The sequence below is a fragment of the Nocardioides cavernae genome (genome assembly GCF_013410035.1).
Lineage (GTDB): Bacteria > Actinomycetota > Actinomycetes > Propionibacteriales > Nocardioidaceae > Nocardioides > Nocardioides cavernae_A.
In genome coordinates, this window is the sequence record NZ_JACCBW010000001.1 from 774,560 (window position 1) to 788,984 (window position 14,425).

12 protein-coding genes are annotated in these 14,425 nt (G+C 64.7%); 6 read left to right on the forward strand and 6 right to left on the reverse strand.

Annotated features, from left to right (window positions below; translation table 11 throughout):
• Positions 1-33 precede the first annotated feature (33 nt).
• The 5 genes from F4692_RS03795 to F4692_RS03815 all read right to left on the reverse strand — a co-directional run bounded on the left by F4692_RS03795 (position 34) and on the right by F4692_RS03815 (position 7,387).
• Positions 34-2,640, reverse strand: coding sequence for a GIY-YIG nuclease family protein (locus F4692_RS03795; protein ID WP_179618276.1), 2,607 nt, complete (start codon positions 2,638-2,640; stop codon positions 34-36).
• Positions 2,637-4,163, reverse strand: a complete 1,527-nt coding sequence (locus F4692_RS03800; RefSeq protein WP_179618277.1) for an Eco57I restriction-modification methylase domain-containing protein — start codon at positions 4,161-4,163, stop codon at positions 2,637-2,639. The genes F4692_RS03795 and F4692_RS03800 overlap by 4 nt, the downstream gene beginning before the upstream one ends.
• A 106-nt stretch (positions 4,164-4,269) precedes the next feature.
• On the reverse strand, positions 4,270-5,025 hold the full coding sequence (locus tag F4692_RS03805) for a hypothetical protein (RefSeq protein WP_218858142.1): 756 nt from the start codon (positions 5,023-5,025) through the stop codon (positions 4,270-4,272).
• Between the two features lie 223 nt (positions 5,026-5,248).
• Entirely contained in the window at positions 5,249-6,586 is a 1,338-nt protein-coding gene (locus tag F4692_RS03810) for a DNA methyltransferase (protein WP_179618278.1), read from the reverse strand.
• Between the two features lie 327 nt (positions 6,587-6,913).
• Complete coding sequence (locus F4692_RS03815) at positions 6,914-7,387, reverse strand: hypothetical protein (RefSeq protein WP_179618279.1); 474 nt, start codon at positions 7,385-7,387, stop codon at positions 6,914-6,916.
• A gap of 496 nt (positions 7,388-7,883) precedes the next feature.
• Between F4692_RS03815 and F4692_RS03820 the strand changes: the two genes are divergently transcribed.
• The 6 genes from F4692_RS03820 to F4692_RS03845 are packed head-to-tail and all read left to right on the forward strand — an operon-like array spanning position 7,884 to position 13,657.
• Positions 7,884-8,525, forward strand: a complete 642-nt coding sequence (locus F4692_RS03820) for a hypothetical protein (protein WP_179618280.1) — start codon at positions 7,884-7,886, stop codon at positions 8,523-8,525.
• Positions 8,522-9,154, forward strand: coding sequence for a hypothetical protein (locus tag F4692_RS03825; RefSeq protein ID WP_179618281.1), 633 nt, complete (start codon positions 8,522-8,524; stop codon positions 9,152-9,154). Before F4692_RS03820 ends, F4692_RS03825 begins: the two co-directional genes overlap by 4 nt.
• A complete protein-coding gene (locus tag F4692_RS03830) occupies positions 9,151-10,911 on the forward strand; it encodes a DDE-type integrase/transposase/recombinase (RefSeq protein ID WP_179618282.1) in 1,761 nt (586 codons plus the stop codon). The genes F4692_RS03825 and F4692_RS03830 overlap by 4 nt, the downstream gene beginning before the upstream one ends.
• Before the next feature lie 9 nt (positions 10,912-10,920).
• Entirely contained in the window at positions 10,921-11,730 is an 810-nt protein-coding gene (locus F4692_RS03835) for an AAA family ATPase (protein ID WP_179618283.1), read from the forward strand.
• Positions 11,727-12,965, forward strand: a complete 1,239-nt coding sequence (locus F4692_RS03840) for a hypothetical protein (protein ID WP_179618284.1) — start codon at positions 11,727-11,729, stop codon at positions 12,963-12,965. The genes F4692_RS03835 and F4692_RS03840 overlap by 4 nt, the downstream gene beginning before the upstream one ends.
• Positions 12,962-13,657: a hypothetical protein gene (locus F4692_RS03845; RefSeq protein ID WP_179618285.1), complete on the forward strand. Its 696-nt coding sequence runs from the start codon at positions 12,962-12,964 to the stop codon at positions 13,655-13,657. Before F4692_RS03840 ends, F4692_RS03845 begins: the two co-directional genes overlap by 4 nt.
• Positions 13,658-13,717: 60 nt before the next feature.
• On the opposite strand, the gene F4692_RS03850 is transcribed toward F4692_RS03845, so the two are convergent.
• A complete protein-coding gene (locus tag F4692_RS03850) occupies positions 13,718-14,419 on the reverse strand; it encodes a hypothetical protein (protein ID WP_179618286.1) in 702 nt (233 codons plus the stop codon).
• Positions 14,420-14,425 lie beyond the last annotated feature (6 nt).

The window sequence follows — 14,425 nt, forward strand, 5'->3', positions numbered from 1 at the left end:
TGGTACGAGCAGAGCGGCGAGGAAGGCGGGAGTTCACCCGGTTGGCTCCTGTCCGTACAACTCAGGGAGGTCCTCAGCATCGACGGTGGTGTTGAACAGTCCGATCTTGTGGCCGGACTCGTCTGGGAGGGCTTCGTCGGCATAGTGGAGGCTTGCCGCCTCGAAGGCACGGAACTGGTAGATGGCGGCGTTCATGTGCTGCGGGTTGAACACGCCAATTTTGTTCAAGAGTTTGAAGTCGTCAACGGTAAGGCCGGTCACGCGGGTGAAGAGGTCGGAGTCGAGAGATTCGATTACGTCCTTCAGTGCTTCCTCGCGGAAGTCTGTGACGTACATGAAGACAGGAATCTTGGCTAGGAACTTCTGCAACTTCTCGCGGATCTGCTTCTTGACGCTGTTGGACTCCTTCTTCTCCTTCTTCTCGTCCTCGTTGAGGTTGGCCCTGCCTTTCTCGCGCTCGACTTTCTTCAACTTCTTCGTTGAGGTGACGACTTGCTCGGCCATGTTCGCCAAGTTGCGGAAGTCCTCGATCTGTCTAAGTGCTTCGAGCAGGTCCGTCTGCTGCAACAACGCTGTGAGGGTGTGCTCGTTGACCTCCACCAAGACCGGTGAGTTCCACCTTGCCGCCAGGGCGGACGCCCCGACGCCTGTCGTTGCGATGTTCAAGACGTCCGCTGCGTCGAGTTGTCGCATCTGACCGCCCGAGAACTGGAAGATCGGCAGGTAATTCATCAGTTCGCCGATTGCCTGTTGGGGCGTGACGTCGTCTCCGACCGTGGCCAACTTCATGCCATATTCGGCGACGAGTCCAAGCGCTCGGTTGGGGTCGAACTCGAAGACGTAGACGGTTTCCTTCTGGACATCGACGCTGCCGTCAGCCTGGCGGTAGGACCACGGTGACTGCACTCGGAACGCGGATTGGAAGTACGACTCGGGGGACTTCAGCGACCTCAGCATGAAGATGGCACCCCATTCGCGGATGGTGATGCCGGTCATCAACTTCCCGCACGACAGTGTGATGGACCCGGATCGGCTGTCGTCGCGTGCCTCCTTGATGGCGGCTTCCACGGGAGGCTTCGCGGCGGCGCCTAGTCCGGCCTTGGTGCCCGCCGCGACGTGGATGACGAAGTCCTTGAAGTAGGGGTGGGCGTCAAGCATGTCGCGCATGGCATAGCAGGAGGCCACGTCGGCCATGTACCAGACGGAGTGCGTGACGGCGTCGGTGAAGTCGGGCGATTCGTAGGGGAATGGGGCCTTCTTGCCACCGCTGATGAGTTGTACCTTCATCTGCTCGGTCAACTTGCCGCGCAGCATCTCTAGGAACTCACTTACGCGCGTGTCGTCGGTGAATACGAAGGTGCCTCGCTCGATCTTGGTCGACTTAGACTCAGGATCGGCTTTCTGTGCTCGGAAGTACTCCGACAGGTTGAATCCGTTGAACTCGCCGTCGTCAGCCCACTCTGTCGCTCCGGCGCCCATCTCGTAGGCGTACATCTCCATGCGCGGCAGGTCGATGTAGGGGTTGTGGCCGTTCTCGGGCTTCCAGTGCTCCTTGGCGGCCTGCTCGTCGACGTACGTCCAGTTGAAGATGGCGTCCTCGGTGAACTCGCCGTTCGTGATCGCTCGGAAGGGCGTACCGGAGAGGTAGAGGTAGTGCCGTGAGGTCAGACCGAGGTCTTCTTCAGTGACCCACTCGTCGGGCTCCTCGACCTCGGCGAGGTCCTTCTCGGTGGGGTCGTAGAGGTCGCGGGCACCGTCGCGCCAGGCCCCGAAGTGGTACTCGTCAAGGACGATGCAATCCCAATCTGTGAGGTGGACCGCCTCGTTGTGGGCCTTGACGTTGCCGTCAGCGTCTTTGCCGGTGATGTCCTGGAAGGAGGCAAACCACACCACGGGTGCGTCTCCATCAAGGAGGTCGTCTGCTTCCTTGATTGGAGTGTTGCGGTCGACAAAGTGCCAGCCTTCGAAGTCCACGTGGGAGAGCAGGTCGTCGCGCCACGCCGACTGCACGGCAGGTTTGTAGGTCAGGACGAGGATTCGGGTGAAGCCCATCTCGCGGGCCAATTGGTAGGTGGTGAAGGTTTTTCCGAACCGCATCTTCGCGTTCCACAGGACCTTCGGCGCCCGCGAATCTGCGGCGTGGGCGAGGAAGTAGCCCGCCGTCTGTGCGACTGCGTCCTCCTGCTCCGGCCGCATCGGGAAGTCCAGTGTCCGCTGCGAGTCATAAGGCGTACCGTTTCGCACCGCAACGAGCGCAGCCTTGACTTCATGGAGGGTGCACTCGAACCACTCTTGGTCCTTTGCGGCCCCCATCGCGACCAATTCCCGATGCACGTCGCGATCACCGAACCACGTTCCGTCGGGTCGCTTGGCCTCCTCTTCGAGGAGGATGTCCACGCCCTTCAGCCCGGGGTAGGCGGTGTTGAGTTGCTGCTTGATGCGCTCAAACGCGGTGGGCTTGGTCGTCTCGCCCACTTTGATCAGGCCGGTGCCGGTGACGTGAGTCGCACCGGTCCTTTCCCAGTGCTCGTCCTTCCTGCCCGGGACCGTGTAGGCATAGATCAGGCGCCGAGTTGCTGGAGCCTCCGCGGTCTCGTCGATGCCGTCTTCGACAAACACGTCGTCTGCCGCGGTGGTCATGCGATGGCCTTGGGCCGGTACTTGGAGCCGCCGGGCATGTGGCTAGCGGGGATGGGCGAGTCGAGCGACAGGTTGACCGACCTGGGCTTGATGGTCTGCTCGATGTACGCGCGCTCTTCCGCGGTGAGCGAGAAGTGGTTGTAGAGGTCTTCGTCGGTCCAGCGGCGCGTCATGTCCATCATGGGCACGAACCGGAAGCGTTCGTCGAAGACATGTTGTGATGATTTCCGCGGCAGGACGAGGAACCGAACGAACTTGGTCGCGAGGTAGTGGGCGTAGTTCTCCGTCTCTTCGCGACTGTTGAAGAGCCCGGCGACGATGTAGGTCTGGGTGCACGCGGAGCCGGGGGCCAGTGCGATGGGTTCGCCGAGCACGACATCTACGATGTTTCCCTCGGCGTCGAGGGGCGTGTCGCCGCTTGAAGCCATGGGGATCAGGACCTTCCACTGGTCTACCCAGTCGTGGTTCTTGTCGATGACATCCGGCGAGATGTATCCACCGCGGGAACCAAGCACGAGTGCGACGTCGCCTGGTCGCTTTTTGGCGTGGTCGCCTGCGAAGTTGGTCCGCATGTGTCCGAAGGCCATCTGTGGGCCGCAGACCTCTTCAACCCACTTGCCCTTGTGCGCGGCCTTAACCTTGTGAACGACTGTTGCAGCCCTGTTGTCGCGCATGAGGACGCCGTCGCCTTCACGGAGGTCGCGCGTGACAGTCGACTTGATGTCACCGTTGACTCGCGTGGAGAACTCGCAGTCTCCGTCGTGGTCGCGACTCCAGAGAAAGTACGACACTCCCCCACGGATCTTCACACCTGGGAAGCAGTCGTAGATCTTTGGGTTGTCGACGATGACCTTTAGGTGGCGGTCGGCGAGCATGCGGGTGCGGTACTCGTTCAGGCCCCAGCCTCCGGTGAACCATCTGGACGGCGTGATCATGAGTACGTGGCGGGGGTTGAGGTCGATAGCGGCCTCGACGAAGCGCTGGTAGACGGGGGCCGCCCTGTCGTCTTCGTTCTTCTTGTCGCCGACCTGGTATGGCGGATTGCCGACGATGACGTCGAACTTCATGTTCTGCATCTCCCTGGTCGGGTATGCCCCGTGGATGAATGAGTAGGCGTAGTTCTCTCGGTCCTCGCCTCGCTCAAGAGACAGAGGAGCGCTGCATTTCGTGCATGCGCCAGTTACGGTTCCGTCCTTCTTCTTCGGGAAGGTGTGTTCCGCTCGAACGAAGGGGAGGTTTCCGGACTCGTCGTCGAAGTCGATGACCGATTCAGGACCGGAGGCGTCTCGGCTGTAGTACAACGACCGCCTGGAGATGATGCCGGTCATCTCCGTAATGGAGGTGCCCCACAGCATGTCGCGGTAGATGTGCGAGCGACGCTCTTCAAAGTTCGGGATCTGTTCGGAGAGCCCGTCCAGTAGCCGCGACGCCACTTCGCGCAGGAAGACCCCCGACTTGCAGAATGGGTCGAGCCAGACGTAGTCGACCTTTCCCCACACCTCGTCGGGGAGGACGTCGAGCATGGCGCGGGCCAACTTCGGCGGCGTTGGCACTTCGTCATTCGACAACTGCGCGAGGCAGTCGAGGATGTCGGGGATGTGTTGTCCGGTCCGAATTCGCCTTGCCACCTCATGCTTGCTGGCCCGTACCTGTGTCACGTCTCGTCCCCGTTTTCTTCTTCGCTGTCACCGGCTCGGGATTCGACGCGAGCAGGCTGTAGTGAATGGCTACCTCATCCTTCATCGGTTGCGCAGCCGGTTCGGCAAAGAGGTCCAGTTGTTCGACGGTCGGCGGCGCTTCGAGCGGGGACCAGGTGCGCGTGAAGGTTCCTGACCGCCCGGGCTTGTAGTCGATGAAGTGAATGCTCTGAGCCTGCGTGAGGGTGTCGCCTTGGACGACGTTGGTGACCAGGATTGCGTTCACGGCGCTGGCGAAGCCGTCGCTCACCGCCCAGGTCGTCAGGTCGTTGTCCACGTGAGTAGCGATGACCCACTTGAGCCGCTCACGCGATTCGACGACGTTCTCCTTGTCGATGTCCACGGCGTAGATGGAAGCGAGGCAGCGGAGCACTCGGTGCTCATACCGTTCGCTGTGGCCATAGCGACGGACACTGACCGTGGAGAGTTTCCGGCGAAGGATCTCTTCGAGGAAGTTCCCTGACCCGCAGGCGGGTTCAAGGAACTTCCGGTCATGATTGCCGGGGTTCTCCTGGGTGGGGAACATGTCGCCGACGAGGTCGAGCATCGCGTTGACTTCGCGCTCGTGCGTGTAGACCTCGGCCAGATCCCTCACTCGGTCGCGAGTCTTGATCTGCGTGCGCAGTAGGGCCGTGATGCCGTCGTGACGGTGTGACAGGGCAGCGCTGGGTCGACTGGGGTTGCCCACCGGTGCCCTCCTCGAATCAGGTCTGTCGTGTTCTCCTATCGGCGTCCCAGCCCGCCGGTCGAACTGCGTGGCAGCGACCGGCGGCGACTGACGCGCCGCAGCACGCTCACGATAGGCGGCACTGAGGACAGGTGCTTGGACGTGTGAGGGCAACGTGTCCCGAGGTGTCCCATCTGGGACACCTGATCCTGGGCAACACCTCTCGCGAACACGACCGTCCGAGTCACGCCTCGCTTGTGAGCGGGGCGTACGCGGCGGCGGTCCGGCGCTGGGCTAGGGCCACGTAGTCAGCCTCGATGTCTGCGCCGATGACGCGCCTTCCGGGAAGGGACAGGGCTGCAATTGCGACGGTTCCGGAGCCGACAAAGGGGTCGACGATGAGGTCGCCTGGCGTGGTCAGTCGTTGAATGAACGTGGCAGCCTCTTGTGTCCCTTGCTGCCAGGGGTGGGCGCTGTCCTTCTCCTTGCCGTCGCCTGCGACGGGGTCGGACGTGTAGCGCGGCACACTGGGGCCTGCTGCTTTGCGGTAGGCGAGCACGGGGCGCCATGAGGGTGTGATGGCGCGCGACCAGACCTGGGTGCCGGAGTTGGCGTTGGGGAAGGTGACGGCGTAGGTCCACCAGTATCCGAGGCCATCGGCTTCGAAGGGCGCGAGCCGGTTGATGGCTCGGGCGAGGTGGATGTGTGCGCAGTAGGCGAGGAGGAGGCCGCCTGGTTTGAGCCACGTGGCGGCGCGGCTACCGAGGAGGTCCCATGGTCCGCCGGTGGCGAAGTCCGATTGCAGGTATGGGGGGTCGGTGAGGATGAGGTCCACGCTGCCCGCAGGGATGTCGAGGTCCGCGATGTCGGAGTGGCGGATGTCCACCCGTCCGGGGAGGTCCGCGGTGCCGGGGCGGTCGTGGAGCGCCTTGCGTGAGTCCTCAGCCGCCTTGGCGCGGCGGAGTCGCTCCAGCCCGCGGAGGTCCAGCGTTCGAGCGGGGACCTCCGGGCCGAGGTGTTCGAGTGCTGTCTGTGCGGTTCGGTGTTGGTGGTCTGAGTGCACGTAGACGGTTGCTGGCCTCTTGGGCTTGCGAGCCTTGTAGGTGCGGCCGTCGTCACCGACGACGGCGTCCGGCCCTCGCTCGGGTGAGCCCTGCACGTCGCGCGCCACAGTGCTCTTTGGAATGCCGGTTGCCGATGCAATGCGCCGCACGCTCCACCCGGCCTCCCGCAACCTCATGATCGCCTCAGAGCGTTGCGTCGGCGTCAGGTGGCGGCGGTGGACGTTGAGAGCCAGTGCGTGTGCGACCTTCTCGCTGCGGCTGCCGAGTCCGGCTCGGATGACTCTGGGATGACTGGTCACGCCGAGTTCGCGAAGAGCGCGAAGGCGATGGTGACCGTCCAGGACGTTTCCGTCTTCGTCGTACTCGATGGCTACGAGGCAACCGTGTTCGCGCAGGCTGGCTTTGAGCGCATCGAACTCCTCGCCGGAGAGCGCTGGCATGACTTGGTAGGGCTGGTCCGTGTGGTCGGTGTCAGCCGCGTCCGCGCCAGGGCGCGCGACTCCCTCGGCGTGCGTCACGGGATTGCTGGGGCTCACTCGTCTCTCTTCTTGGCGTTGATGAATGTCCACCCGCGGCTTCACGGCGATTCGGTCTCGCGGTTCGTGTTTGCGACATGAGCCATGCAGTCGGGGCGGGTACCGCTGCTTCCGTCCCGCCTGCCGCGAGGTGGTTGTGAGCGGCGGCAGCAGCCTGACCGGGACGGGACTGGCGTTGCTTGTGTCGCCCTAACCCGCGAGGCACCACAAGGCCCCCGTGTAGGCGCCGAGCGCATGCCAACACGGGCCGAAGGCGCGAGATGGCTGGCGTTGCAAGTCCACGTGGGTGCCGAGTGGCACACGAGGCGGTCAGCGAGTTCCGTCGCGCAACTGGGTCCGGATCGGTTCCGCAGCAACAATGACAGTCTTACAAGCACCGAACATGTCCTCGATCTGATGTTGTGCAAGCGGCCCTCGAAGGCGCTGGTACGCGGAGGCGAGGGCAACGATGCGGCTCATCTCATCTACGGCGTCGATCAGAAAGTTGAGGTCGTAGTCGGTGGCCTGCGGCGTCGTGTCGGGCTGACGGCCTCGATCGGGGTGCGAGTCGTTGAAGTCTGCGCGCGCCCGCTTGCATGGCATGCAGGCCTGAATGCGCGGGGGTAGCAGCGTCTGGCAAAAGGGGCACCACCGGTCATTGCGCACGGACCGGCGCTTGAGGCCCTGACCAGGCGCGGGCGCGGGGTGGTTGATGCGGAACGGTTCTAGTGGCCGCGGTTGACGGTCGGCGGGCAGCGCACCGACCTGCTCGTCAGTAAGTTCCACGCCTGCTTGGAGCGTCACGCTGTTTCGCCAATCTGTTTGTCGTGGGTCGCCGTAGGTTTCCGTAGTTCCGGCAGTTTCCCGTTGTTCGCGTTAGTTCGACCGGCCCGGACGGCGCCTGGACGCCCAGCATGAATCGGGCTGTGACCTGCGCGGATGTCAGCCGAAGCATCGTTATATCAACGATTCGCCGTGGAACCTGGCAGTTCGTCTTAGGTCGCCGAGGTTGGTCGGCAAGTAGGTGTTCGGCGGACGGTTCTCCCCGTCCAGCCCGCCCTGCACAGGAGAACGAATGTCTCGCCACGCCGCTCGCAACCTCTCGTCCACAACTTCGAGTGCCAAGGCTCTTGCGACGTCAGTCGAAGCCGTCTACGGTGAGGTACTCGAACACCTGTTCGACACAGTGCACGATGGAGCGACTCATGGCGATACGGCAGCGAGGGGTCAGAACACTCCCCTCCCGCTGAGGCTCGCCGCGGTGGGAGGGGACCCCCTCCACACCGAATCGGGTGCCACCATGCTCCTTCACGACCTCAAGGGCGAATACGGCGACATCATCGTCGCCGACACGTCGCTCACCGGCGACTCCGACGCGGTGTCCGTGGCCGCTCTTGTCTGCGCACGGCACGCCGCAGCGAACCTCAATCACGAACTGGCGAGGATGCCCTCGCCCGAGCGCAGCGACTTCGTGTGGCAGTTCGTGCCCGGCCCCGACGAGGACAGCGCCCACCGCGCGTTCTGGGACCTACTGGCGACGAAGTTGTACGCCTACGTCACCCGCTTCTTCCCCGCCTCATGGCAGTCCCTTGCCGGACTGACGGATGCGCCTGATTGGTCGATGCCGGTATGGCGGACCCCCGTTGGGGTCGTGTGCGACCTGTTCGTCTACCTCACTCCATGGGACGACGACCTCGACATCGCCGCCGTGGCCCAGCGTGCACTCGACCTCGCGGGCGTGTCGTTCGGCCCGGAGGTCGTCGGCGTGCGCGTGCTCCCGCTGTTCGCGCCCTACCTGGCGCGTTGGCACTTTCCCGACGGCACATGGACGCCCCTGGGCGACCGAACCGACTTGCCGGATGCGCTCACCGCTTCCACCTCGCAGCCGCCGGTTGGCGGTCCCGGTAGGGGCTTCGGTAGGGCCTTCGAGGTGGCACGGTGACCGGGGCAGCGGAGCGCCGAGAGGCGTTCGCGGCTGCTGGGCTGCCCGTCCCGGTCTACCCGAGCAAGCCAGTCCAGCGGCACGACAGCAACGCCTGGGATGTCCGCATCGGGATTCTCACCCACCGCGTCATTGGCATAGTCGCGCCGCAGGCGCAGCACCTGCCCTCGGCTGAGCATCCGGCGCTGATCCGCGCAACCGTGGGGTCGATAGTCAGTGATCGCTCGCTCGGGCGACTGGACCGTGCCCGCACTCGCATCACGGGCCTCACCACGCAATATCTACGCGAGTTCCTTCCGCCACCCTCGGTCGAATTTCTGGGCACCGAACTGATGGCCGGACGCGGACGCGTCGACCTCGCATGGCGCCACCCCACGCTCGGTGTCTGGTTCGACGAGTTGAAGACCTGGCGACACTCCCAAGCCGGACTCGACGACCCAACCTGGCGCCAAATCACCCGCTACCTCGACGCAGGCACCACGACGTACGCCGACCAGTTCGCAGGCGTGCGCCTGCTGACCCTAGGCAACCTCCGCGCCTGCGTCGCCATCAGCCGTCAAGGCCTCATCGAAGACCTCGCCCACTCACCCCTCGCCCCATCTCTTCTCACCGTTGGAGGTGCCGCATGACCGGCTCCCGAAGCCTCGACCACGCCGCATCAAGCGACGGTCCGCAGCGACTGTCGCACTCGGACAAGCACGCCCTCGTGCGCCGCCTGCGCCGTCTTGGCGGAGGCGGGAAGCCGCTCGGACCACACGTGCGCCTGGCGGCGGAGCAGCACGGAGTGTCGGTCAAGACGGTCTACAAGTGGCTCCGGGACCCGTCCCTCGCCGGAGACGAGCCAAAGCCGAAGCAGCGCACTCGGTTCGAGGTCACCATCGAGCACCTCACCGTCGTGGCCAACGAGCAGAACCTGTACACCGCTTGGGAGAAGATGCAGGCGGCGGACCTCATTGACTGCTCCTACCGGACCTTCGCCCGGGCCATCGCTGAGCGCACCGACCCCACGCTCGTCGAAGCCGCCTTGAAGGGCTACAAGGGCCTCGTCAACGCTCGGCTCTACCTCAAGTGGACCCCGCCGCACCGATGCCACACCTACCACGTCGACCACACCAAGTTGGACCTGTGGGTGTGGCCCTCGCACAAGCACCGCTCCCCCGTCCGTCCGCACGTGACCGTGATCGTCGACGGCGCGACCGGGCTGCTCCACGCGGTGGCTTGGGTGGCCGACATCAACGGCGACATGATCGCTGCAGCCTTGGCCGACTGCGCCGTCGAACGCAAGTATCACGGCGTACTGGTGGGTGGCCAGCCTGAGCAGGTCATCCTCGACAACGCTGCCGCGCATTTCGGCCCCGCGATGCGAGCCGGGGTTGAACGCCTTGGCTGGATCATCGCCCCCACGGCTGCCTACTCCTCGTGGCAGAACGGCAAGGCCGAACGGGCCATCGGCATGCTGAACAAGCGGCTGTCCAACCGTGCTCCCGGCGCCACGAACTCCGGCACAACACGTACTGGCGCTCCCCGCAACGTCGCTCGACTGCCCGCCGACATCAACCCGGCCGACGTGTGGGGTTGGAAGGCATTCCAGATGGCGCTGCAAGCCGAGGTCGATGACATCAACACCACGATCAAGATGAAGCGGCTGGGCGGTCTCACCCGGCTGGAGGCCTGGGCCGCTGACCCGACTGAACGGCGTCCCATCGAGGCAGCCGAGTCGCGGCTCGCCATGCTCACCTCTGGCAACAAGACGTACACCGCGACCAAGAACGGCATCAACTTCCAGGGTGTCGACTACGTCGACGCGTGCCTGGTCTACGGGCGCAAGTACCTCATCCGCTACCTGCCCACCCAGCGTGAGTTCATCGAAGTGTTCGACTTGAACAACGAGCACGTCGGGACCGCGTACGACCCGGACACGATCCCGAAGAACCGCCGTGACGCGTTCATGGCCGAACGCGCCCGGCAGGAACGGGACGCGCAGGCGATCGAGTACGGCGTGCGCGCTCACCGTCGCCATCTGGCAGCGGTCGACAACGCCAACGCCGGGTACGGCGATGACAACCCGACCGACGATGACGAGGACGTCCAGTCTCACGCCGGTGTGACGGACATGGGAGCGACCTCGCGTCTAGATCGCGCACACGGAAGCAATGCTGCTGAGCGCCCAGAGCCGAAGCGCCGCGCTAAGCAGCCCCGGGTCCCCGTCGAGGCCACCGCGCAGGAGACGCCTGCTTCTCCAACTGCCCTCTCGCGGCTCGCCGCAGTACACGGCGAACCCGTCATCCCCGTGCGCCGCCCCCCGGCTGGCACCCACACCGAGATGCCCGACAACCCACGACCCGATACGTCCAGCACCTCCAGCCCGGACCATCCACAGAACTGAGGAACCGACATGACCAGCAACCGCACCGCGAACACCGACCCGGACAACGACCCGCAGCCCCTCAACCTCGGCCTCGAAACTGACCTCGCCGACACCCCCTACTTCCGAGAAGGCGTGCTCAAGGCACGAGGGGTCATGTCCACCAACGGCATCCTCGCCGTCGACGGGGTCCCGGGCACCGGCAAGACCACCTGCGCCCGATACGTCGCACAGACGAGCAGCCGCCCCGCCGCACTCGTCCGGATGAGCAGCGACCCGAAGCCGCTCGAACTGCTCCGCCGCACCCACCTGGCGATCACGGGCATCCATGCAGGGAAGCGGGACACCCGCTTCGACCTCCAGCAGGACCTTCTTCCCGTGCTCGACCAATGGAACGGCGTCCTCATCGTCGATGAGATGCAAAACAGCAAGGTCAACGCCATGCAGGAACTCACCTGGCTTTACGAGGAGTCCGACCACAGTTTCGGGCTCGTCGTGGTCGGTACCGGCGTCCTCGACGCTGTCATGCAGTACCCGCAACTGGAGACCCGCATCATGGGCGAGCACACCTTCCAACCGCTACGGGGGACCGACCTCATCACCGCCGTGCGTGGGCTCGACCTCCGTTTCGCCGACGCTCCCACCACCGTGTTGGCCGAGCACAACGAAGCCAAGTGCGCAGGCCTACTGCGCAGGTGGGTACAAACCGTGCGCTGGCTAAACACCTTCGAGATCACCGAGACCGTCACCGAGGACGTGCTGGCCGACGTGCGCGCAATGCTCCCCACGGCCCGCACTCCCAAGAACAAGCGCAACGAAGCCTCGGAGGCGGCGGCATGACCATCTCCCTCACCCCACTGCCCAGTCGCGTGTCGGCGAAATCAGTGCTACCCAATACCGACCCCGCCACCGGCATCATCACCACCACCGGACGTCCCACCCGCCACGATTGGGCCGTCGGGCAGACCATCCTCGCGGACATGGGGGTACGACTCGACATCGCCGGGGCCGGACGCAACCACGGCGAAGACCTCGAACTCCTCGCCGCGTGGCTTACCGCCCACCACGCGACCATGCTAGTGGTGCGGCACGCCACCAACCTGCACAGCCACGAACTCCTCGACAACCTCGCGCTCCTGTGTGAAGGGGTTGGAGTCCACCTCGCCCTCACCTGTGACGACACCGTCGGCCATACCCTCGTCGACTGGGTCGGCGAACGATCCGGCGTCATCGACACCAACATCGGCGCCCTCCTACAACGCATGAACGAGGCTGCCCGCCCTCAGCCGAGCATCACTGACGACGACGAACCGCACTTCCCCGACTTTCTGCCGCGGGTCGACTTCTACCTGTTCCGTTCACGTTGTCGCGACCTGCTCACCCCGTCCGACTTCGCTGTCGTAGACGACTTGTACTGCAACGTGTTCCGTCAGGTCCGGGCCCACCCATACATCAGCAGCGAAAACGCCTCCGAGCGCCTCAGCGACGGTCTACGCGACACGAACAGCCCGGGTCGAGCGCTCACCCACGTCCGCGCCGCCCAAGCCGCCATGTTCACCCACGGCCTCCTGCTCAAGGTGAACCTCGACTTCTTCCTCAACGGTGTCGCCGACGGCGAACACCGTCGCCTCACGCCCGGCCAGATCCGCTCCCTGCGTGCCTACCGGCAGCCATGGCGATCCTGCGCCGTCGTGCTGCGCGACGCCGACCTGACCAACGAGCAGATCCGCACCCTGCGCATGGACCAGGTCACCGACGACGGCGACCTCACGGCGGACCTCAACCATCTGCCGCTCACCAGCGACGCCCGTCTCTTCCTGCGCTGTCAGCGCATCCTGCGCACCATCCACGGCGCAACCGACAGCGACCCACTACTGGACACCGCTGCGTCCCGCATTCAGGCGGCCCAACGCCGCTCCTCCACGGACCTGAACCTCCCCCGCGTCCCCACCCGTGAACCGAACACGACCAGCCGCAAGCACCGCTGGAACTACGACCTCGGAACGTCACTCCTTCCGCTGACCACCCAGCACCTCCCCTCCCCTGAAAGCATCCGAAACGGAGCCCACGCATGAGCCGCACACAGCGAGTCGTCTACGCCAACGGCAGCAAGGTCCGCGATCGCATCCTCGAAGCAGGCATCAGCGAACGTGAACTCGCCCGACGCACCAGCATCGGCGACGCCACCGTCCGGGCCATCCTCCACCGCAACGAACTGAACACCAGCGCGCAGGTCGCGGACATCTACCGACTCATCAACGACCTAGGACTCAACCCCGGCCAACTGCTCGACCCACCACCGCCAGTCGAACCCGACGACACGCCAGACGACGACATCACAGTCCTAGCCCAACTACTCCAGATCGTGAAAACCATGCAGTCGCCGGAGCGACTCGCGATCGCCCTCGAATGGGACCTCAAACGGCTCCACACCACACTTCACGCCCTCGACGCTCGCCTACGCCCCCTCGGGCTTCGTATCCATCGCAACACCATGGGCGTCACCATGCGACCCCTCGACGACCGCGCCGACCGAGCACACGCTCGCCTCGCTGAACTCCGCGACGATCAGGAAGGTCTCAAACAGAGCGCGGCACGGGTCCTCTACGCCGTCTTCACCAGCAACATCTCCACCCGCGAAACGCGCAACGACCACCAGGTTCAACTCGGCGCGCTCAAGAACCGCGGGGCGGTCGCGTTCGGAACGGGCAACGGCAACCGGTTTACCGTGACGGAGGATGTCGCGTACGCATTCGACGTCAAATAGACGCTGCCTGCGGAGACGCGGACGCGATTCGTACCCGCCTGGTGCGCCAGCACGGCGGCATCACGCCAGACTGGACGACGCTGCGATCAGGGCATCGGCGTAGCGGTCTGCGCTTCGACGAACGAAGTTGGGCGTCACTACTACGAGCCACCCCAGCAGCCATACTCCGCTCGCGGTTGCGCCTGCGGTCATCAGCGGGATGTTGGCGTCCACGGCGCCGTGTGCACTGTATACGGCAATGGCGACCTCTACGAGCCCGCAGATGGCCGCAACGGCCACGCCGAATGGGCGACAGCCGTAGAGGTTGCGACGGAAGCCGTAGTGCGTGACCTCCGCTTTCACCAACGGGTGCTCGTCCGCGCTGCGGGTCGCGTCCCGGAGTAGCGATGCGGCTGCTTCGTAAGTCTGGTCCGCGGCAGCCGGGTCGGCTGATTCTTCCTGTGCGTTCGGCAGCGCGATACCAGTGGCGGCGGCTACGTCGTCGTGGCGACGCTGGTGCAGCACGGGGTTCACTGCCGAGGCCCACCTGAGACGGACTGTGGTGGGCGTGCCGCCCCACATCTTCCAAAGGTGAGGCTGCCGCTTGGTCCCGAGGTCGCGCACGATCTGGACGACGATCAGGTGCAGGCCCCCGGTCACAGCGAACGCGATGAGTCCGCTCCACCACTTCGGTAGCGAAAAAAGCATGAGTGCCAGAAGCGTGGCTGGTGCAGCGACGGCTGCTGCCGGATAGAGCCGCGCCTGGCGGTCGTATGCGTCCATCGGATC

Bases quoted from the DNA above. Each gene is read 5' to 3' on its own strand.
- F4692_RS03840 (WP_179618284.1), top strand. From the start codon at position 11,727: ATGACCATCTCCCTCACCCCACTGCCCAGTCGCGTGTCGGCGAAATCA.
- F4692_RS03835 (WP_179618283.1), top strand. From the start codon at position 10,921: ATGACCAGCAACCGCACCGCGAACACCGACCCGGACAACGACCCGCAG.
- F4692_RS03800 (WP_179618277.1), bottom strand. From the start codon at position 4,163: ATGCTCGACGTCCTCCCCGACGAGGTGTGGGGAAAGGTCGACTACGTC.
- F4692_RS03795 (WP_179618276.1), bottom strand. From the start codon at position 2,640: ATGACCACCGCGGCAGACGACGTGTTTGTCGAAGACGGCATCGACGAG.
- F4692_RS03820 (WP_179618280.1), top strand. From the start codon at position 7,884: ATGCTCCTTCACGACCTCAAGGGCGAATACGGCGACATCATCGTCGCC.
- F4692_RS03845 (WP_179618285.1), top strand. From the start codon at position 12,962: ATGAGCCGCACACAGCGAGTCGTCTACGCCAACGGCAGCAAGGTCCGC.
- F4692_RS03830 (WP_179618282.1), top strand. From the start codon at position 9,151: ATGACCGGCTCCCGAAGCCTCGACCACGCCGCATCAAGCGACGGTCCG.
- F4692_RS03850 (WP_179618286.1), bottom strand. From the start codon at position 14,419: ATGGACGCATACGACCGCCAGGCGCGGCTCTATCCGGCAGCAGCCGTC.